Genomic DNA, 21,253 nt, shown 5'->3' with positions numbered 1-21,253 from the left:
TGACTCAAACTCGGTACTTAATTCTTCCTTAGTCATGGTTCCCCCTGCGACTCGCATGACTAAATCCTATGCTCGCTCGTCCGTCAAATTCCGAGTGCAAGCATTTAAACGCAACAAGGTATCTGTTACCGCAAAAGCCGTTCGTTTATTTCCGTCAATAAAGGGATGATTCATCGCTATCTGATAGAGATAGGCGGCTTGTTCGCTAATTGTGGGATGCAAAAAATTACCGCCAAAAGTTGCTTGTGGCTGATCCAAAGCCGACTCCAACAAGCCTTCGTCTATGACACCGGGAGTGGCACCAAATCTCTCTATCTGTATGGCGTGAATACTTAAAAACCTACTTGTGCTGAGAAAATTAGGAGTTGGCAAGGCTACGGTAAACGTCATTTCTTTGGCGTTCTAAATCTAGATATGCCTGCCATGCTTTGGATTCTAGTTTTTGCTGTTCCTCAGTCTTTAAGGAACGAACAAATTCAAGCACTTTCAGCAGCACGGGTTCTGGTACTTCGTCTAGTTATTAAAGAAGTTGGTCTTTTGCAGTCCTATTTTTTTCTAAAAATCTTACAACCAGTTTACAACTTATTGTAGCTTGGTTGATTTAGATACCTGACTTCTTGAAGAAGTCGGGTATCTCGCCTTCAGGAATTATACCAAATATTTATTAGTCCCCCTCTGCCCGGACTTTTTTTGTATAGTAGCGGTTTCAATCGCCGATCAATCTTTGATATCCTGCCACCCATTCCACGATCGCCTCAGTCAATCCATCTAAGGTATATTCTTTGGCTTCCACATCTAACTTACCCAATAAATTTTGGCAGCTTTTGGAAGTTTCCGGGCCGATGGATGCGATGCAAACGCTTTCCAACCAATCCTTAGACAGGGACAATTTTGGGCTTTGTTGTATGAGATTGCAAAAGTTATGTACGGTTTTGGAACTGGCAAATGTTATGATATTTACGGCTTGATTTTGGAGTGCGGATAGGGCGATCGGATCGATTGTTTCGGGACAGCAAGATTGGTAAGCTGGCACTTCTATTACTTGCGCTCCTTTGGCGGTGAATTCTTTAACTAAAACTTCTCTGCCGCCGCTTTCTACTCTCGGAAATAGGATTTGGCAGTTTTGCAAGTTATCGGGGAAGTTTTCGACTAGGGAATCGGCGACAAAGTTGGGGGGAATAAAGTCTGGTTGTAGAGAGTGCGATCGCAAACTTTCTGCTGTTTTTTTACCGACAACTGCTATTTTAATGCCAAACAAGCTGCGGGCGTCTTTGCCTTTTGCTTGTAATCGTTGAAAAAAGCAGTCTACAGCGTTGTGGGAAGTGAGAATTAACCAGTGAAAGCTTGACAATTGTGCGATCGCGCTGTCTAATGGTTCCCAACTCGAAGGCGGCCCAATTACTAAGGCGGGCATTTCGATAACGCGGGCTCCTTGTTGCTGGAGTCGATCGCTAAATTCAGCAGACTGAGAAACAGATCGCGTGACTAAAATGGTTTTTCCGGCTAGCGGCAATTGGCTGTTGTTAGCGGTGACTGGTGTATCGATCATATTTGTGCTTTCTGGCTGAATTAGATATTCGCGCAATCTGACTACTTCCCCAATTACGATCACACAAGGCGATAGAGATTGACCTGCTGTTTGCTGTACCATGTTGGAGAGAGTGCCCAGCCAAATTTGCTGTTCGGGGCGGCCACAATCTCGGATAATGGCGATCGGAGTTTCGGTCGATCGTCCGTGCTTTTGCAATTGCCAGACGATCTCGCTTAAATTGCGTCCTCCCATCAATATTACCAAAGTTTCTATCTGCACTAATGCTTCCCATTCCAAAGCGTCCGGTTCATGGGCGCTCATCACTGCAAAACAGCGACTCATTACCGGATCTGTGAGGGGAATTCCTGCTAGTAAAGGTGCGGATAAGGCGGAGGAAATTCCGGGTATTACTTCAAACTCGCAGCCCGCTGTGATTAATGCTTGAATTTCGGAACTGGAACGACCAAAAATAAACGGATCGCCGCTTTTTAGCCGCACGATTTGCTTTCCGAGTTGGCAATGTTCTACCAGCAAGCGGTTGATTTCTTGCTGCTGCGTGGAAGGTTTGCCGCCGCGTTTACCGACTTCGATTTTCCGACACGTTGCTGGGATTAATTCGAGTTGCGGGATGTCGATGAGAGCATCGTAGATTAAGACTTCGGCTTGGGATAGCAGTTTGTGCGATCGCACTGTCATCAAGTTACAATCTCCGGGCCCTGCACCGACTAGATAAACTTTCCCTTTGTGGTTTTTCACAATTCCTCCTCGATAGTATAGTTGTATGAATATTGCTAGCGTATAGTAAGCTGCCGATCGCGAACCCTACCCTATAGTAATAGTAAGGTGTGAATGGCTCACCCTACGCTATACTCAGCAGTTTATTGTATAATAAAACCTATTTATGCAGATTATCATCATCACGGCCGCCGATGCCAATTACTTTGAATTGGTGCGAGGCACTATTTTATCGGTGCGGGAAAAACCAGAGGGTGAAAATGTGGCGATCGGCTTTTTCGATCTCGGCTGTACTCCCGAACAGTTGCAGTGGCTCAAAACAAAAGTTAATATCATTCAAAAGCCCGATTGGGACTTTGACTTTCCGGGCAGAAATGAAGCTCCCCAACATTTAAAAGGATTATTAGTTAGACCTTGTTTGCGAAAATACTTTCCCAATTTTGATATATACCTTTGGATCGATGCGGATGCTTGGGTTCAAGACTGGAGAGCAATTAATTTGTTGGTTGCAGGAGCATCGCGCCGGGGGCTGGCAATTATTCCCGAAGTTCACAGGGCGAGCTTGCAGCAGTACGGACAACTTCCTCAATTTTGGCAGTGGGTTTATCAACAATACGAAGCTAACTTTGGTGAAGAAATTGCTAAGAAATTCTACAGTTATCCGATATTAAATGCCGGAGTTTTCGCACTCCGAAAAGATGCTTTGCACTGGGAAATATGGGCTGAAAAACTCAATCAAGGATTGCAAAGATCCGGCTGTGTCATGACAGACCAATTTGCCCTCAACCTCGCTGTTTACAGTGGCGAATTGTTCAATCTGACTGAAATGCTCCCAGCTTGGTGCAATTGGATATTCAACGGTTTTCCGGTTTGGGACAAGCAGCGAGGCTGTTTTGTGGAGCCGTACTTGCCGCAGGAGGCGATCGGCATTTTGCATTTAGCTGGCCGCCAGCAGTTGGATCGAGTACAATTGATGGCAACTGACGGCGATATACTGGAAATGAGCGTCCGTTATCAACCTAAAAAACAGGCAGCAATAACAATATTTCAAGAACCCAAAATGACTGAGCCAGCACCTAAAATTAACAAAAATAATTTATTACAACCAGGCGATTATGTTTCCCCTGGGTTCCAAATAATTATACCTGACTCCTATTTCCCCAATATGATTATTGCCGATCCAAATGCGAGTAACTGGCATTACTTGCGCCGGGAAATTCCGCATAATTGGTATGCAGATAAGCGCTATCCATTTATCGGGTTTTTGAATCGCGACGAAGCGCACATCCTTTACAATACAGCTCTGCAATTCAAAGGTAAAAAGGCCTTAGAAATAGGCTGCTGGCTAGGGTGGTCTGCCTGTCACTTAGCCCTCGCAGGAGTTGAGTTAGATGTCGTCGATCCGCTGTTAGAAAGAGAAGACATCAGACAAAGCGTAATCGATTCAATTCAAGGCGCTCTCAATGCGTCGGGAGTTCAAACCTCAGTCGAGCTAATACCAGGCTACAGCCCCCAAAGAGTAGAAGAATTTTCCGCTCAATTCAACCGCAAATGGTCATTAATTTTTATTGACGGAGAACACGGAGGTGATGGGCCGTTAAATGATGCCATTGCGTGTGAAAAATTGGCTGAGGAAGATGCAATAATTTTATTTCACGACTTAACCGCTCCCGATGTTGGTAAAGGTTTAGATTACTTGAAGCAAAGGGGATGGCAAACAGTAGTATATCAAACAATGCAAATTATGGGGGCTGCTTGGCGGGGCAATGTCGAGCCAGTAAAACATCAACCCGACCCCAATATTTCCTGGCAGTTGCCAGCACATTTGCACGGTTACAATATTAGCAGTTTAGAGACAATTAATTCTCAAACAGCCAGCCAAATTAATCAAAACCAACAGTCATCTTATACAAGAGATTTTCACCAATTAATCAGAGAAGGAACTCGCAGTTCTGCTAGGGAAATTATTCCCCTGCTGTTAGACTTGCTGCAACCCATTTTACCTAAAAGTGTGGTAGATGTGGGCTGCGGTACGGGAAGTTGGTTAGCTGCGTTCCACACGTTGGGAATTGCTGATTTTTTGGGAATAGATGGTGATTATGTCGATCGCACTATTTTACAAATTCCTTTAAATCAGTTCCAATCCGCCGATTTAAAGCAACCGCTGCAAATAAACAGAAAATTTGACTTAGCAATTTCTCTGGAAGTTGCCGCACATTTGCCGGCTACCTGTGCCGAAAACTTTGTTAATTCTCTCACTCAACTAGCACCGGTGATTCTGTTTTCTGCTGCGATACCATTTCAAGGAGGCGTCGAACACGTTAACGAACAGTGGCCACAATATTGGGTTTATTACTTTCAGAAAAACGGCTATGCAGTTATTGACTGCTTGAGAAAAAAGATATGGAACAATGACAAAGTAGAGCCTTGGTACGCTCAGAATATCTTAATTTTTGTTAGACAAGAATACTTGTCGGGATATCCGAGGTTAGTAAATGAATATCAAAATACCGATCTGAATCAATTAGCCATTGTCCATCCCAAGATTTATTTTTACAGCTTGCAAGCTGCTAGAAATTCGGCACATAATTTACAATCAGAAAGTGTCAAACAAGTTACAGCATCGCCACAATTGGCAGATCGACCTTTGGTATCTGTGATTATTCCCTGCTACAATCAATCTCATTTTTTGGTGGAAGCAGTAACTAGCGTGATTAACCAAACTTACAAAAATTGGGAAATTATCATTGTCAATGACGGCAGCTTAGATACTACCAGTACAGTAGCAAAAAATGCAATTGCAGCAAATCCCCAGCATCAAATTAGGCTAATAGAACAAGCTAATCAAGGGATATCAATGGCTAGAAATACTGGCATAGCGGCAGCAAACGGCCAATACATAATGCCCTTAGATGCCGATGATATCTTAGCTCCAAATGCCTTGAGTTGTCTTTTAGAAATATGTCTAAAATCCAAAGTACCTTGCATAGCATTTGGTTCTTATCAACTTTTTGGCGGCAATGAAAATCACACAATACCCAGTTATGATTTATATTCACCCAAAAAGATCAAACAATTTAATATGATTTGCACGTCTTCATTGTATCACAAATCAGTTTGGAATTTGGTCAACGGTTACAAAGCAGAGATGAAAGAAGGTTATGAGGATTGGGAATTTTGGGTTAATTGTCACAAACATAGCATTCCTTTTTTGGGAACCAGAGAAATAGTTCTTAATTATCGTAGCGTTCATGGTTCTAGGAATGAAACTGCTCAAAGTTACCATCATAAATTGGTAGCACAAATTGTTTCTTACAATCCAGAACTATACGATATTGAAAGTGTAAACAGTGCTAACAAACTATTGGAATCAATCGCAAATTAATCTTTTTTATAAGGACTAAAGTCTATACTACGAACAATTTTCCGAAAGTTTGTAGTATAGACTTTAGTGTTATCTACATATCGGCAATCACATCCAAAAAACGCTTAACCTGTTTTTCCCAAGTCCAATCCAGCATAAAATTAGCCGCAGCTAAACCGCGACGTTTTGATTCTTCGCGATTAGTATAAACTTGTTCCAAAGCCTCGACAACTTCTGCAACCTCAGACTCTCCCCAACCTTCTACACCGGAAAAAGGAGCCGTCAGTTTAACTCGTCCTTGACTCCATAAAGGATAACAAATGTGGCTGTAAATCAAGTCTAAATGACCAGTATTTGCTGATAGAATAGTCGGAATTCCGCAAGCCATACTTTCCATCGCCACTAAATTAGTGCCGCCTTCGCAGCGGTTGGTAAAAACAGCGCAGTCGGCTTCTCGCAAAATTTGTCCAGCGAGGTGATTGGGAATTAAGCCGATGTCGATAAAAGAGTCAACTGGCAAACCGTTAGCCACTAACCATTGGGAAATTCCTAAACTTCCGTCGCCGTTGATATTGGGAAGTCCCGCAACGTTTCCGGTTTGTTCGATTCCTAACATATACTGAGGCCAAAAATTGTGCCATGTTGTTAGTAACAAAGCCTCTGGATGTTTGGCGCGAAATCGTTTGAAAGCGGCAATTACAATATCTTGACCTTTGCGATATTCCAGTTTGCCGCCGGAGAAAATGACGAAGCGATCGCCAAATAGATTAGATTTAGGTGCAGGATGGAAAATTGTTGGGTCAATTCCTTGATGTACCATCGCCACATTAGTCAAGCCACAGCTTTTCAAAACATCCGCATTCCAGTTGGAACCTGCGACAATCGCGCTATATTTTTTGGCTGTTTCTAGTGCTTCTGCTGTGATTCGCGTGTCTTCAAAAAATATGACTCCTATTTGACAAGCGCTGGTAATTTGATTGTCAACTCCAGAGGATGCTAAATTATTCCCCAAAGCGTAAAGTACGGGAAAATTACAACTGATTTGTTTGTCGGAATTGGCTGCTACTAATTCCTGAAAACTTTTTTGCTTTTCAATTACAGGTAATAACAGGGATTTATGCAGCGGATTCATCGCTTCTGAGGTGATGGATGGCGGTGCTAAAAGCGCAACTTGCCAGGCTGGATTTTGCAGCAGTTGTAGTGTTAAATTCACGCCGTAAATTCCCCAACCGCTGGTGATGCTGATCGGCCAACTGATGCCGATTCCTGTAATTTGTGGGGGAGTTTCTGGGGGTTGGATTTGAGGCGGAGCATAAGAATCTGCGTTAGCAGGCTGAGGCTGGGAACGAGTAGATTGTAGGGGCGGTGCCCCCGTGCCCGCCCTCTCTAGCAAGGCTGCTTTTATACGATCGCAAACTCCATCCCAATCATCGGCTTTTTGCTGCCTAAACAACCGCGCAGTGGGATACCAAGGGCTATCTTCGCGTTCCAGCATCCAGCGCCAATCGGGAACAAAAGGCAGCAAAATCCACACGGGTTTGCCCAAAGCACCGGCCAAGTGCGCGACAGAAGTATCTACGCAAATTACTAAATCGAGTTGCGAAATAATTGCTGCGGTGTCGGCAAAATCGACGCAATGTTCGCTTAAATCTTCAATTTGGTGTTGCTTTAATAAAGTGCGTGAAGCGCAGCTATCCTGTAGGGAACCGCCCGCTGACAAATCTTTCTGAAGACTGTAAAAACTCACTCCCGGAACCTCTACAAATTTCAGAAAATCGCTCAATTTACACGATCGCCGATGATTGTTGCGGTGCAGCGGGCCGCCCGCCCACACAATACCTACTTTTAGTTTATTGTTCGGCTCTAGGGAAAATTTAAAATCCTGTGGCGGAGCTAAATAAGGAATATTCGCCGGTATATTTTCCAAAGTCGTTCCCAGAATTCGCGGCAAACTTAGCAGCGGGGCTTGCACTTGAAAATCTATCAAATCGCTCGGCCTGACTCCTACTCGATCTACTCCTGCAATTCCTTCAAACAAACGCTTCAGCAAGACATGACAAGCCACAATAACTTTGCCACCTTTTTGCTTAACTAAAGGAGCGTAGCGGATAAACTGTATCGTATCCCCAAAACCTTGTTCGGGGTGCAATAAAATTGTTTTTCCCTGCAAATCCGAGCCGTCCCAAAGCGGTTTCTCAAAAGAGCGCTGATCCAATTGTTGAGTTTGCCAGCGCGATTCGTACTCTGCAAAACCAGCATCAAAATTCCCAGTTAAAAGCAAAGCTAATGCTAGTCTCAAGCGCCAATTTGGCGAGTTGGGACGTAGTTGAATTGCTTTATTGTAGAAGTCGATCGCCTCTACGACTTGTCCCTGTTCTTCGAGGGCATAACCCAAATATAAGTTAGTTTCAGCCTGGTTAGAATTGATTTTTAGCGATTTTTGGTAATGAGCAATAGCCTCGGCTATTTGCCCGTTTTCCTGTTTGAGATAACCTAAATAACTGTGGGCTTCGGCGTGGCTGGGTGATGCGGCAATTACTTGTTCGTAACGAGCGGCTGCCTCTGCTTTTTTACCTTGTTTTTCTAAGGCATTTGCTATGTGAAATTGTACCTGTGCGGGCGATAAAGAAAATCGAGGCGAAGCTTCGGTATCTTCCTTACCAGGCACAGCCTGGGAACGAGTAGATTGTAGGGGCGGTGCCCCCGTGCCCGCCCTCTCTAGCAAGGCTGTTTTTATGCGATCGAATACTTCCTCCCAATCGCCCGGTGTTTGCTGCCGAAACAGTCGCGCCGTCGGATACCAAGGGCTATCTTCGCGTTCCAACATCCACCGCCAATCCGGCATAAAACACAGCAAAATCCATACGGGTTTACCCAAAGCACCAGCTAAGTGCGCCACAGCAGTATCCACGCAAATTACTAAATCTAGTTGCGATATCACCGCCGCAGTATCGGCAAAATCGTTCAAATTGTCGCTCAAATCTATCACGGGAATTTGAGTTAACAAACTACGAGTGTCAGCCGAAATTTCTTTCTGAAGACTGTAAAAACTTACACCGCAAATATCTAACAATGTCAGGAAATAGCTTAAATCGCTCGACCGCTGAGAATCCTTCAAATGTTCTGAACTTCCCGCCCACGCAATCCCAACTTTGAAATTGCGATTCCCTACGGGATAGCTGTGCTTCACGGAAGTTAGGGAAAATTGCCAATTCGGCGGCGCAGCTAAATAAGGAACATTTGCCGGTATATTTTCTAAATTTGTTCCCAGAATATGAGGCAAACTCATCAGCGGTGCTTGTACTTGGAAATCCGGCAATTCATCCATCCGAACCGCCACTTGTGCGATGCCAGGAATCTGCTTAAATAAACCCTTCAGTTCTTGATAGCACGAAATGATTACTTTACCACCTTTTTGCTGCACAATTGCCGCGTATCGCACAAATTGAATGGCATCGCCCAAACCTTGTTCGGATCGGAGCAAAATAGTTTGTCCGTTCAAATCTGAACCATCCCAAACTGGTCGGTCAAAATTCAACCGCGGCAATTTTTTCGCCTGTTCTGTTTGCCAGCGCCACTCGTATTCTGCTAAACCGCGCGGCAAGTCCCCAGTCAACAGCAAGACTAAGCTTAAATTGAAGTGAGCTTTTACACAATTAACATCAATTTCTATTGCTTTTTTGTAACACGAAATTGCTCGATTTACGTCTCCTAATTGTTCAACTGCACTGCCTAAATTAGTAATAGCTTCTACATAATTATGGTTCAAAGATATGGCTCGTTCTAAGCTAGAAATTGCCTGTTCTATTTTTCCCGCCCCCAAGCATAACGTTCCCAGGTGATAGTGTCCTGTAGGATTGTTTGGTTCTACTCCTATTGCACGCTCGTAAAGCCGTTCAGCCTCGTCTAGCTGAGATTGTCTTTCCATCGCCACACCCAAATTTATCAGCGCGGGCACGTAATTGGAATTGACAGAAAGTGCTTGATGAAAAAACGCGATCGCACTCTGCAACTCGCCCTGCTGCTGGAGTATCGCGCCGAGATTGTTGAGAGCTTTGACGTAAACCGGATTCAGGGCGATCGCCTTTTGAAAGCAAGATATAGCAGCCATTATATTGCCTTGATCTTGCAGCAAAATACCCAAGTTATTGTGGGATTGAGCGCAGTTTGGATCTATTTCAATCGCGCGCTGATAATAGGTGGCAGCTTCGGCTAAATCACCTGTTTGGTGCAGCGTCACTGCCAAATTAGTCGTAGCCTCTATTGAATTCGGCTGCAAAACCAAAGCATTTTTAAAATAAGCGATCGCCTCGGCCAATCTTCCTTGCGACTTGAGAATATTTCCCTGATTGAACTGTTTTTGATATAATTCAATATTGGTTTGAGTTTCTCTTGGCGGTATAGCTGGTTTATGCTGACAAATTCTTTCTCTCAGCGCCAAAGCAGCTTCTTCTAAAACTCCTTCCCAATCTCCCGCTGTTGACTGGCGAAACAGCCACGCCGTGGGATACCAAGGACTATCTTCGCGTTGCAACATCCACCGCCAATCCGGCACAAAACAGAGCAAAATCCACACTGGTTTGCCCAAAGCACCAGCCAAGTGTGCCACACAAGTATCTACAGAAATCACTAAATCCAGAGCGGAGATTGCCGCCGCAGTATCCGCCAAGTCGTGCAAATAAGAGCTTAAATCTGTTACTGGCATTTGCTCTAACAAAGCGCGATCGTCTGCTGTCATTTCCTTTTGCAAACTGTAAAAATCTGCTCCGGGAATATCTAACACTTTGGTCAATAAATTCAGGGGTAACGATCGCACCTTATTGTGGGAATTTTTAGGATTTCCAGACCACACAATCCCCACTTTCAAATTAGGAGTTTGGCTGAGAGTAAATTCCCAACCGGGCGGCGGAGCTAAATAAGGAACTTTGGCCGGTATAGTTTCTAAAGTTGTTCCCAGAAGGTGTGGCAAACTCATTAGCTGCGCGTGAACCTGAAAATCCGGCGCATCCTCTGGATTAACTATTAACCCATCGATTCCCGAAACTTGTGCAAACAACCGCTCCAAGTGGGGTAAACACCAAACAATTACCCGGCCGCCTTTTTGCTTGACTAAATCTGCGTAGCGGATAAACTGAATTGCATCGCCTAAACCCTGTTCCGGGCAAAGCAAAATAGTTTTTCCCTGCAAATCTTTGCCATCCCAAAGCGGCTGAATAAAGTTGTGGGAGCGGAACTGTTTTTCTTTAACTAGGAGCCGCCATTCGTACTCGTAAAAACCGCGCTGAAAGTCTCCCGCCAGCAGCAACGCTAAACCTAAATTTAGGTGAGATTCAGGATGGCCGACATTGAATTTAACTGCTTGGCTGTAGCAGGTGACAGCATCTGCAAATTGGCCGCGATCGTGCAAAGCACTTCCCAAATTGGTGAGGGGATTAATATAACCGGGTTTGAGTTCGATCGCCCGACGGTAACAATCGATCGCCTCTGCCATTTTTCCCGCTTCCTCAAAAGCTTTGCCGAGATTGTTCAAAGCTTCAGGAAAGTCGGGTTTCAGGCTCAAAGCTTGCTCATAGCAACCGATCGCATCTTCAATTTTGCCCTGTTTCTGCAGGACAATTCCCAGATTGCAGCGAGCCTGTGCACTGGCTGGCAATTGCTGAATCGCTTGCTGGCAAACGGCTAGAGCCTCATCTAACTTGTCTTGCTGTTGCAGTGAACTCCCCAAACCGATTAGAGTTTCTGCTAAATCCGGTTGCAGTGCAGTCGATCGCTCGTAGTATGCGATCGCGCGGTCAATTTTGCCCTGTCGGATCGAGGCGTATGCTAAGTTGTGCAGGGCCTCCACATAATTTGGCTCGATCGCGATCGCCCGTTCGTAATTGGCGATCGCCTGTTCGTAATTCGCGCCCGCTTCCTCCCCTTGTGCCTCCAAAGCAATTCCCAAATTCAAATAAGCCGCCGCGCAATTAGGATTGACTTGAATCGCTTGCTCGTAGCAGCTTATAGCCTCTGCCACATCCCCTTGCTCTTCCCGCAACAGGCCCAAATTAATCAGCGCTTCCGCGCAATTCGGGTTCAAAGAAAGCGCCCGCTCATATTGTGCGATCGCCTCTTCACTCTCCCCTGCTTCTGCGAGCGCGCTGCCCAAATTGCTCGCAGTTTCCGCCAAATTCCCGTCGATTGCTAGCGCTTGTCGGTAGTGCGCGATCGCCTCTGGGAGCCTGCCCGCTTGCTGTTTGACAACGCCTAAATTGCTGTGCGCGGCTGCGTAATTAGGATCGAGCGCGATCGCTCGCTCATAACATTCGATCGCACCGCCAAAATCGGCTTGCTGCTGCAAATCCACGCCCAACCGAAACTCTGCATCCGCCGCATCCGAGGGCACAAATCCTGCAGCAACCGGGCCTAGAGCTTCCGCAACCCGATCGAAAACGTCCTCCCAGTCGCCCCGCTGATGCTGGCGAAACAGCCGCGCCGTCGGATACCAAGGACTATCTTCCCGTTCCAGCAGCCACCGCCAATCCGGCGAAAACGCCAGCAAAATCCACACCGGTTTGCCCAAAGCGCCCGCCAAATGGGCGACAGCGGTATCGACACTAATGACTAAATCCAGTTTGGCGATCGCAGCCGCAGTATCGGCCAAATCGCCAAAATACGGGCTCAAATCTACGATCGACGTTTGATTCAACAGCGCGCGATCTGCCTCGGAAACCTCTTTCTGCAAGCTGTAAAAACTTACCCCCGAAACGTCCAAAAGCGGCAGAAACTGGCTTAAACTGCACGAACGCTGCTTGTTTTTGCGGTGTTTTGGATTCCCCGCCCAGACAATGCCAACTTTCAAAGTGCGATCGGGCAGAAGCGTAAATTCAGCACCCGCAGGCGGAGATAAATAAGCAGTATTTGCTGGTATTGTTTCCAGCTTTGTACCGATAATATAGGGCAAACTCAACATCGGCGCTTGCACGTCAAATTCCGGCAGTGGCTCGCCTTTAACTATTAGCAAATCAATGCCGTCAACCGTTGCAAATAAACGGTGCAATTGCGGGTAACAGCCCACAATGACCCTACCGCCTTTATTTTTGACGATCGCAGCGTAGCGAATAAACTGAAGCGAATCACCTAAACCTTGTTCGGCGTGCAGCAAAATAGTCTTTCCCACCAAATCAGAACCGTCCCACAGCGGCCGGTATTCTCTCGCCGAAACTGTATTATCCGATCCCGCCAAAAAACAGGAATGACCAGTGTGAAATTCTTTAATTTGCCAGCGCCACTCGTATTCGGCGAAACCATTTTCCAAATCTCCCACCAACAGCAAAGCCAAGGATAAATTCAGGTGAGCGCTAGCATGATTTGGACTTAAATGAATCGCTCGTCTGTAGCAGGATATCGCATCTTCTACCGCGCCTTTTTCCAGAAATGTCCTGCCTAAATTGTTGATAGCTTCTACAAAGTCCGGCAGCAATTCTAGAGCTTTGTGATAATACTCCAGCGCATCTTCTAAATCGCCCTGTTCTTGCAACACTGTGGCGAGATTGTTGTAAGCTTCCCAGCTATGCGGATGAATTTCCAGCGCTCGCCGGTACAGCTCGATCGCCCTTACAAGTTCGCCTTTTTCTTGCCGCGCCACCGCTAAATTAATCAGTGCAGGTACGAAATCCGGTTGAGCTACAAGAGCTTGCTCGTAATGTGCGATCGCCTCTTCCACTTGACCTTGTTCCTCAAAAATCTTTGCCAGGTTGTAAGCTGTTTGAGGAATATTTGGATCGATGGCTAAAGCTTCTCGGTAATGGGGGATAGCGGCTTCCAATTCGCCATTTTCTTGCTTGAGAAAACCAAAATTAATCCGCGCTTGAACGCAATTTGGCTCAATAGATATAACCTGTTCGTAAAGGGCGAGCGCCTCTTCCTTCTCACCTGTTTCCATTAAATGTTCTGCTTGCCGCAATAAATCCTCTAAAACAGCTAAATCCTCGCCAGCCGTTCCGATCGCAATCGATGTCTCAATCCCCTGCGATTGCTTAGCTGCGGAGCCTTCTGCTAACCCTTCGCTCGCCATCACAAATATTTGTTTACTCTCTTTAACCACGCTTGTACCTGTCATTTTGAGAGCCACAGAATCGAGGTCAGGCGTATTATTAGCAGTCATTGCGAGGGAAACGAAGTCAAGCTGGTCGTGGGCAGAATCCTCGGAATAACTAGCAGTATTGGCGATCGCAAATAAACTCAAAGCCGCCTGTACTTCCTCAAACAATTCTTGCCAACTTTCCGGCTGACTTTGGCGGAAAAGCCTCGCAGTTGGATACCAAGGATTATCTTCACGATCCAGCAGCCAACGCCAGTCAGGAGCAAAAGAAAGCAGCACCCAAACCGGTTTTCCTAAAGCACCAGCTAAGTGCGCCACAGCCGTATCGACACTAATCACTAAATCCAGTTGAGATATAGCCGAAGCGGTATCAGCAAAGTCGTTCAAATGCGGAGTTAAATCTGGCACTAAGTGTTGGTTCAACAAAGTGCGATCGCTCTCGGACAAGTTTTTTTGTAAACTATAAAAAGCAATTCCCGGAACATCCAAAAATCGAATAAAATCGCTCAAACTGCAAGAACGCTGGTTGTCTTTCCGGCGCTGCGGACTCCCCGCCCAAACAATCCCTACCTTCAATTTGGCATCAGAAGAAAGTGCAAATTTGCACTCAGCAGGCGGAGCTAAATAAGGAACATTTGCCGGTATTGTTTCAAGAGTTGTCCCCACAATTCGCGGCAAACTCATCAGAGGTGCGTGAACGTCAAATTCTGGCAAACCTTCCAGACTAACTGATAAATATTCAATACCAGGAACTGTCGCAAACAACCGCATCAGTTCTGGATAGCAAGCCACCATCACTTTAGCGCCTCGGCGCCGAAGAATTGGGGCGTAGCGAATAAACTGAAGAGAATCGCCAAAGCCTTGCTCGACGTGGAGTAAAATAGTTTTCCCCTGCAAATCCGAACCATCCCAAATCGGCTGTTTAAATTGCCTCGGTTGTAGTTGCGGAGTGCGCCACCGCCACTCGTATTCAGCAAAACCGCGCTGAAAATCTCCGAACAATAGCAAAGTTAAACTTAATTCCAGGTGGGCGGTGGCGTTGTCAGGCTGCAATTCCAAGGCTCGACTGTGACAATAAAAAGCCTCTTGAAACTCTCCTAAATCGACCAAAGCGTGTCCGAGATTGTTAATTGCCTCCACGAAGTCTGGCTTTAACTTTAATGCTTGTCTGTAGTAGGATATTGCGGTTTTTACATTACCTTGTTCGTGGTAAAATGCTCCTACATTGTTGTGAGCTTCGGGATTGTTGGGGTCAAGTTTTACCGCTTGCTGGTAGCAGTTGAAAGCTTCCGCTAATTTACCTTGCTGCTGCAAAACTGTTCCCAAGCCCATCAGAGAATATGTCAAGTTGGGATTGATTTTTAAAGCGTGGAGGTAACAGGCGATTGCCTCGTCTAATTGATTTTTTTGTTTAAATAAATGTCCTAAGTTGTGCGCTGTTTCGTGCAGGTTGGGGTCGAGTTGCAGCGCTGTTTGGTAATATAAAATAGCCGCGTCTATTTCGCCTAATTGCTGTTTTGCCCACCCCAAATTATTGTAAGCGAGTGCGGAATTGGGCTGCATTTTGATGACTTGTTCGTAACTGGCGATCGCCCTTTGATATTCCCCTACATCCAGCAAAACATTAGCCTTATTTAAATGTGCTTCTACAAAATCTGGGTTTTGGGCGATCGCTTGTTCATAAAAGTCGATCGCTTCGGCAATTTTTCCCTGCTGTCTCGCCGCGATTCCCAACAAACACAGCACGTTTGCTGATTCCGGCTGCACTTCTATTATTTGCCGGTACAAATTTTCAGCTTCTAACAAACGGCCCGCTTGGTGATGTTCCCAAGCTAATTTCAAAGAGTCTTCGGTACCCAGTTTGCAGGCAGATTTCCGATTTTTTTTTTGAGAAGCCATAGTTGTCTTTGTTGTTTGGGAGTTCGCTAACTGGTAATTGCCAAATTGTTCTAATTTGTTAACTCTTCCTTCCTTCTTCCTTCTTCCCCCTTCCTTCTTCCCCCTTGCTTCTTCCTTCTTCCTGACATCCGTTACATCCGTTACATCCGTTACATCCGTTACAGAATCCGTTGCCGAACTCCCCCTTCTACCCCAACAAACAAGCTGCGGGAAAAATCAGATATTCTAAGAAAAACAACTTCCAGATAAACTGATAAAATGCAGCAATTTCTATTTTATCGTCCAAATCAACTTTCGCGCTCCAAAACCACATCAAACCCAAAGCCGCCAAATGAGAAACTGTCAGAAACACTAAATTAACATTAGACAATACGATCGCTCCGGCTAAAGTCGCGCCCAAATAACAAACCGTCAACACCCAGCGAGATAAATTAAAGACGGCCGGCTTGCCCAGCTCAATCGTAAACGTAGTAATATTGTATTGCTTGTCCCCTTCCATGTCGGGGATATCTTTAAAAATGGCGATCGCAAACGTAAACACCACAACAAAAACCGTCAGCACCCAAACTTCCGCAGGCATCCCAAAAGACATACTCTCCAAATTCCAGCCAGAAAAAGCGCTTTTCGCTCTTCCCAAATCCAACACCCAATTAAAGTGCAAAAATAACCCTAAATTTACGATCGCGCCACGCACCGTAAAAATGCACAGCGCCGCCCAAAAAGGAAACCGTTTCAGCCGAATTGGTGGCAGAGAATAAGCAGTCCCGATCGCCAAACTAACGCCAACGGTAGCCAGCAAAAACGGGCCTTGCAAAACCGCAGTCAAAATTGCTATAATTCCCGTTGCAATTACAATTAATTCCCCGGTTTTCCGAGAAAAAACTCCCGAGGCGATCGGCAAATACGGCTTATTTATTTTATCAATTTCAACATCTTCTAACTGGTTCAATCCCACAATATAAATATTGCCGCAAATGCAAGCCAACCAGGCACAAGCTAGGGGCCCCAATACAGGATTCACAAACAGCCGCGCACTTTGGGCGATCGCGTACAACGCCAATACACTCAAGCTAGTACCCACAATTGTGTGCGGTCGAGAAAACTCCCAAAATGCCCTCAGCCAGCTTTGCTGAGCCGAGCCATTTTTATCAATCCAAGACTTGCCAATCGAATCATTGCCCATAAATCTCACACCCGCACCACACAAATAATATTTTCTAAGGTGTGCAATGCACACCTTACTCATCAACTCAACACTCAAAACTTCTCTGATATATGCCTGCTATTTTACAGCACAAATCATCCCAAAACGAATCAACCCGCTCTGATATCCACGGCTCATCAATCCGAGAGCAAGTGCTGCTTGAATTGTCGTCCAACCGCTCGTGAGCAAACCCCAAATCGCGCTCGGAGTCAAAGCAGAATCGATCACCACATCCCAAAAAGGAGCAACAGCTTTTGACCAATCAGCGGTGCGAATACTTGTCAAAGGCAAACTGCGAACAATTTCCTCGTATTCCGGCAAAGAAATCACATAAGGCAAAGCATAAACCCGGTAAATTTCTGCCAATTCCTTTCTCTCTTCATCAGTTAATTCTCCCGCCGTTTCTCCCACCGGGCGGTGACACCAAGTTGCCAAAATCAAAGTTCCTCCCGGCTTGAGCACGCGGCAGCATTCCTGCAAAAACTTAATTTTGTCGGGCATATGTTCGCCACTTTCGAGCGACCAAACCAAGTCGAAGGACTCGTCCGGAAAAGGCATATTCAAAGCATCGGCCACCAAAAAGTTCACATTGCTTTCTAGCCCAGCAATTTTAGCGCGTTCGGTCGCTCTGTTGGCCTGTACCGGACTCAGAGTAATCCCGGTAGCTGTAACGCTAGGGCCCGTTTTATTTTGTTCGGGCGATCGGCTATAATCTTGATCCCCCCCGCCATCCAACTTTAAATTATTTTGAGGGATAGAGCTAAACTTTTCGGTCAAATACAGCGTGCTGCCGCCGATCCCGCAACCGACATCGAGAATGCGGTAAGGTTCACAGAGTGCCTTCTCTGACGGCACTCCAGCCCAAGCCAGCAGTTCTTCTATCAAATCTATCTGAGCCTGTCGGCGCTCTTTTTTCAAATTGCCATCCGGGCCGTAGTAACCGTGGTGCATATGTTCGCCCCACACCTGCTCCCACAAACCGCTAGAAGCGTCGTAAAGTTGCTGAATTTGCTGGTAAAGTGTTGATGTCATCGCCGGATCGCAAGTTATTAAAGGAATTCTACCGTTATTTTCCCGCTGTTGTCATAGAATTTGGTCATTTAGTTCGATCGGTCTCCGGCATTCGCCAGACAGAGATATCCTTATTTGAAGCCCGAGGATCGATTTGTGGGCTTCCTCTAAAACCTCAAATCTAAAATCGATTTGTGGGTTCCCTCTAAAACCTCAAATCTAAAATCGATTTGTGGTTCCCTCTCAAATCTAAAATCTAAAACCTAAAATCGAATGACTGTCTCGCGAACCATTGCTTTGGGCTTTTTCGCTGTCATCCTCATAGGTGCTCTATTACTGATGATGCCCTTTTCCACAATTGATGGAACTTGGAGCGATCCAATAACAGCACTGTTTACCTCTACTTCCTCTGTGTGCGTCACGGGCTTGTCGGTTGTGGATGTCGGAAAATATTACTCTTTTTGGGGGCAACTGTGCCTAGTTTTACTGGTGCAAATAGGAGGCTTGGGCTACATGACAGCCACGACTTTCTTGCTGCTGTTATTGGGCCGCCGCTTTGGCTTGAAAGACAAAGTTGCCCTGCAACAATCTCTCGACAAACCCGGGCTAGCCGGTGTAGTACAACTCATTCAGTCAATTCTAGCAACAACGCTTTTGTTTGAATTAACAGGAGTGTTTTTGCTGATGACGGTTTTCGTCCCCCAATACGGATTTAAACAGGGTGTGTGGTCTGCTATATTTCACAGCGTTAATTCCTTTAACAACGCGGGTTTTAGCATCTATTCAGATAATTTGATCGGCTACATCACTTCGCCTATGGTTAACTTCACAGTCAGCGGTTTAATCATATTTGGGGGAATCGGCTATCAAGTAATTATGGAAATGTACCTGTGGCTGCGCGATCGCTTCAACAAAAGCCCTATCTGCACAGTTTTTTCCCTGAACTTCAAAGTTGTTACTACTACAACGGCTGTCCTTTTAATTTTAGGAACGCTAGCCTTTTTGGTGCTGGAATACGACAACCCAGACACTTTCGGCTCTCTAACTTTTCCTCAAAAACTGATGGCAGCTTGGTTTCAATCTGTTACTCCCCGCACGGCGGGGTTCAATACAATTAGCATTGGCCAAATGACCGAAGCCTCGCTATTTCTGACCATCGCGCTGATGTTTATCGGCGCCAGTCCTGGCAGCACCGGCGGCGGAATCAAAACCACAACTTTTAGGCTATTGTTTTGCTGTACCACAGCAGTTATCGAAGGCCAGGAAGATGTGGAGTGCTATCAGCGTCAAATCCCGCCACCAATGATTCTGAAAACCATTAGCGTAGTCTTCGGTTCCCTGTTGGTCGCGTTCACATCTGCAATTTTAATCGAGCTGACCAATCCCCAAGTAGAATTTATCGCAGCGCTGTATGAAGCAGTTTCAGCTTTTGGCACGGTCGGTCTTTCCACTGGGATTACACCCACGCTTTCACCGATCGGTAAGTTGATTTTGATTGCTACAATGTACATAGGTCGGGTTGGGGTGCTGCTGCTGGTGAGTGCTGCATTCGGCGACCCAAAACCCAGGTCTTTTAAGTATGCTGAGGAAAGTTTGTTAGTGGGATAAAAAAATCCTGCCTACTTGCTGATAATCTAAACAATGGGTGACAACCCAAATCAACTTTTACGACTTACCTAAAAACCAAAAGGAGGCGGCGCTGTCTCTGCTAAAATTTAAACAGCAAGACGCTCAGCGCTGGATATTCAGTGAACCTGTCATCTTTAAATTTTTTTCGGACTTTGCGCGCCGACAACAAGCAGTTTGCAGTTATTGGTTTGGGACGCTTCGGCAAAGCTGTGTGTTCGACTCTGCACGGCTTGGGTTACGAAGTCTTGGGAGTTGACACCGATGAAAAAAAAGTAACTCAAGCTTTGACCGAGCGCATTGCTGCTCACGTTGTGCAGTTAGATTCTACTGAGCCTAGCGCTCTTGCGGAAGCAGGTATATTTGAATTTGAAACAGTGATTGTGGCGATCGGCAATTACCTAGCAGAAAGCATTACCACCACCCTAAATCTTAAGGAAGGCGGGGTAAGTCACGTAATAGCCAAAGCTTCTTCGGAAACTCACTTAAAACTGTTGAAAAAAGTCGGTGCAGATCATGTAGTTTTTCCAGAACGAGAAATGGGCTGCTCTGTGGCTCGCCTTCTTACAAAACCCAGCATTTTAGAACGCTTTGACCTCGACCCAGATCACAGCATCGTTGAGTTGCTCGTTCCTGAAAAGTTTGACGGTAAAACCATCTCCGAATTGGAGCTCCGGCGCAAGTATGGTTTGAACTTGCTAGCAGTCGGGCGCGCCGAAAAGTTCGAGATTAATCCGGAGCCAAGCGAACGCTTGAGAAAGGGCGACGCGATGGTAGTAATTGGTTCTAATAAAGATATCAATCGCTTGCCAATTTAACAGCTTGCCATTTTACGCACATACAGCAACACTCCTGGACTCAGAAACCCGGTTTCTTGGGTTCCGAGTGTCTAAGTCCTCAGCAAGTGGTGCGGGATGTGTCAAAATTTCAGGCCCTCAGAAACCCGGTCGATCTAAGATCGACCGGGTTTCTCTGTCGATTTTTATGTTCTAATTTTTAACCGAAATATCTAAATTGAATTTCACCAATTCTAGGGTTGGTTCCGCCTTTGCGACCCCCTCTGAGAACCTAGCCAGACAAATCGCAAAAAATTTTAACAAAGTAGCAGCACTCGATCGCGCTCCCGCAAATCATAGGAGCGCTAGCCCTGAAAATTCAGCCGACTTTCAAGATTTTTTGCAAATAAGCTTTGCCGAAAACCACCACCGCCAAGACTAGAGCGAGTTCAACAGGCCAAGGACACGCCGCCACAAACCAAATTAACGAACACACTCCAATAATTGCAGCTATGGGAGCCGGAATTCCGTCTAGCGTTCTACTGTCGGTCCCGGCAGTCACCCACCCAGCAATCAAGCACAACGTCAACGGAATTAAGCAACTTGCGATCATGATTTTTACCCCATCAATTTTTTTTACATATGGCATCTGAGCATATTGTAACAATACATCAAAAATTGGGAAATGCACCATGAATTGCGATAAAATGTAAGATTAGATACTTAATAAGTATATAGGCGGAATTAAACTCAGCTATATAACAGTATGTAAACAGGGCTGACTTAGCCACGCTTAGGGCATTTGGATACTTTACAATCGTTTACATAATTGCGTTTTAAAGCGCCTAGCTACTTACGCTGGAATCATAATAGTTGGTAATTTTTAGCTTCGGCTATCTCCGAAGGCAGAATTAGGTTGGCATCAGGTAGAATTTAGGGATTTTTCTTTCTACAGAAGTGCTTTTGCTTTCTACCTTGAGATGAATTGCGATGCGCCCATCTCTGCACGTTATACTCAGGATTG

Annotated in this window: 9 protein-coding genes; 3 read left to right on the top strand and 6 right to left on the bottom strand. The window is 45.6% G+C overall.

Features of this window, described 5'->3' with window-relative positions:
* Positions 1-66 precede the first annotated feature (66 nt).
* Both QUB14_RS11620 and cobA read right to left on the bottom strand, forming a co-directional pair.
* A complete protein-coding gene (locus QUB14_RS11620) occupies positions 67-390 on the bottom strand; it encodes a type II toxin-antitoxin system death-on-curing family toxin (protein WP_333217102.1) in 324 nt (107 codons plus the stop codon).
* A gap of 316 nt (positions 391-706) precedes the next feature.
* The gene (gene cobA / locus QUB14_RS11615) at positions 707-2,287 is read right to left on the bottom strand and encodes a uroporphyrinogen-III C-methyltransferase (RefSeq protein ID WP_333217100.1); all 1,581 of its coding nucleotides are present in this window, start codon (positions 2,285-2,287) and stop codon (positions 707-709) included.
* 145 nt (positions 2,288-2,432) lie between these two features.
* Here cobA and QUB14_RS11610 point away from each other — a divergent pair, with 145 nt between their 5' ends.
* Positions 2,433-5,651, top strand: a complete 3,219-nt coding sequence (locus QUB14_RS11610) for a glycosyltransferase (RefSeq protein WP_333217098.1) — start codon at positions 2,433-2,435, stop codon at positions 5,649-5,651.
* A gap of 73 nt (positions 5,652-5,724) precedes the next feature.
* Here QUB14_RS11610 and QUB14_RS11605 read toward each other — a convergent pair whose 3' ends face one another.
* From QUB14_RS11605 to QUB14_RS11595, 3 genes are all read right to left on the bottom strand, one after another.
* Positions 5,725-15,612 (bottom strand): tetratricopeptide repeat protein, encoded by a 9,888-nt coding sequence (locus QUB14_RS11605; RefSeq protein ID WP_333217097.1) that lies wholly within the window; start codon positions 15,610-15,612, stop codon positions 5,725-5,727.
* A 187-nt stretch (positions 15,613-15,799) separates the two neighbouring features.
* On the bottom strand, positions 15,800-16,858 hold the full coding sequence (locus QUB14_RS11600; RefSeq protein ID WP_333217140.1) for a homogentisate phytyltransferase: 1,059 nt from the start codon (positions 16,856-16,858) through the stop codon (positions 15,800-15,802).
* A gap of 36 nt (positions 16,859-16,894) precedes the next feature.
* Positions 16,895-17,848 (bottom strand): methyltransferase domain-containing protein, encoded by a 954-nt coding sequence (locus tag QUB14_RS11595; RefSeq protein ID WP_333217095.1) that lies wholly within the window; start codon positions 17,846-17,848, stop codon positions 16,895-16,897.
* A 252-nt stretch (positions 17,849-18,100) separates the two neighbouring features.
* On the opposite strand from QUB14_RS11595, the gene QUB14_RS11590 reads away from it, so the two are divergent.
* Both QUB14_RS11590 and QUB14_RS11585 read left to right on the top strand, forming a co-directional pair.
* Positions 18,101-19,435, top strand: coding sequence for a TrkH family potassium uptake protein (locus tag QUB14_RS11590; RefSeq protein WP_333217093.1), 1,335 nt, complete (start codon positions 18,101-18,103; stop codon positions 19,433-19,435).
* A gap of 140 nt (positions 19,436-19,575) precedes the next feature.
* The gene (locus QUB14_RS11585) at positions 19,576-20,271 is read left to right on the top strand and encodes a TrkA family potassium uptake protein (protein ID WP_333217090.1); all 696 of its coding nucleotides are present in this window, start codon (positions 19,576-19,578) and stop codon (positions 20,269-20,271) included.
* 337 nt (positions 20,272-20,608) lie between these two features.
* On the opposite strand, the gene QUB14_RS11580 is transcribed toward QUB14_RS11585, so the two are convergent.
* A complete protein-coding gene (locus tag QUB14_RS11580; protein ID WP_190658305.1) occupies positions 20,609-20,878 on the bottom strand; it encodes a hypothetical protein in 270 nt (89 codons plus the stop codon).
* Positions 20,879-21,253: the final 375 nt, after the last annotated feature.

Source organism: Microcoleus sp. B3-D2 (assembly GCF_036705345.1).
In the GTDB taxonomy this organism is placed as follows: Bacteria; Cyanobacteriota; Cyanobacteriia; order Cyanobacteriales; family Microcoleaceae; genus Microcoleus.
Note: the sequence above shows the minus strand (reverse complement) of the source record. Positions and strands in the feature narration are given on the sequence as shown.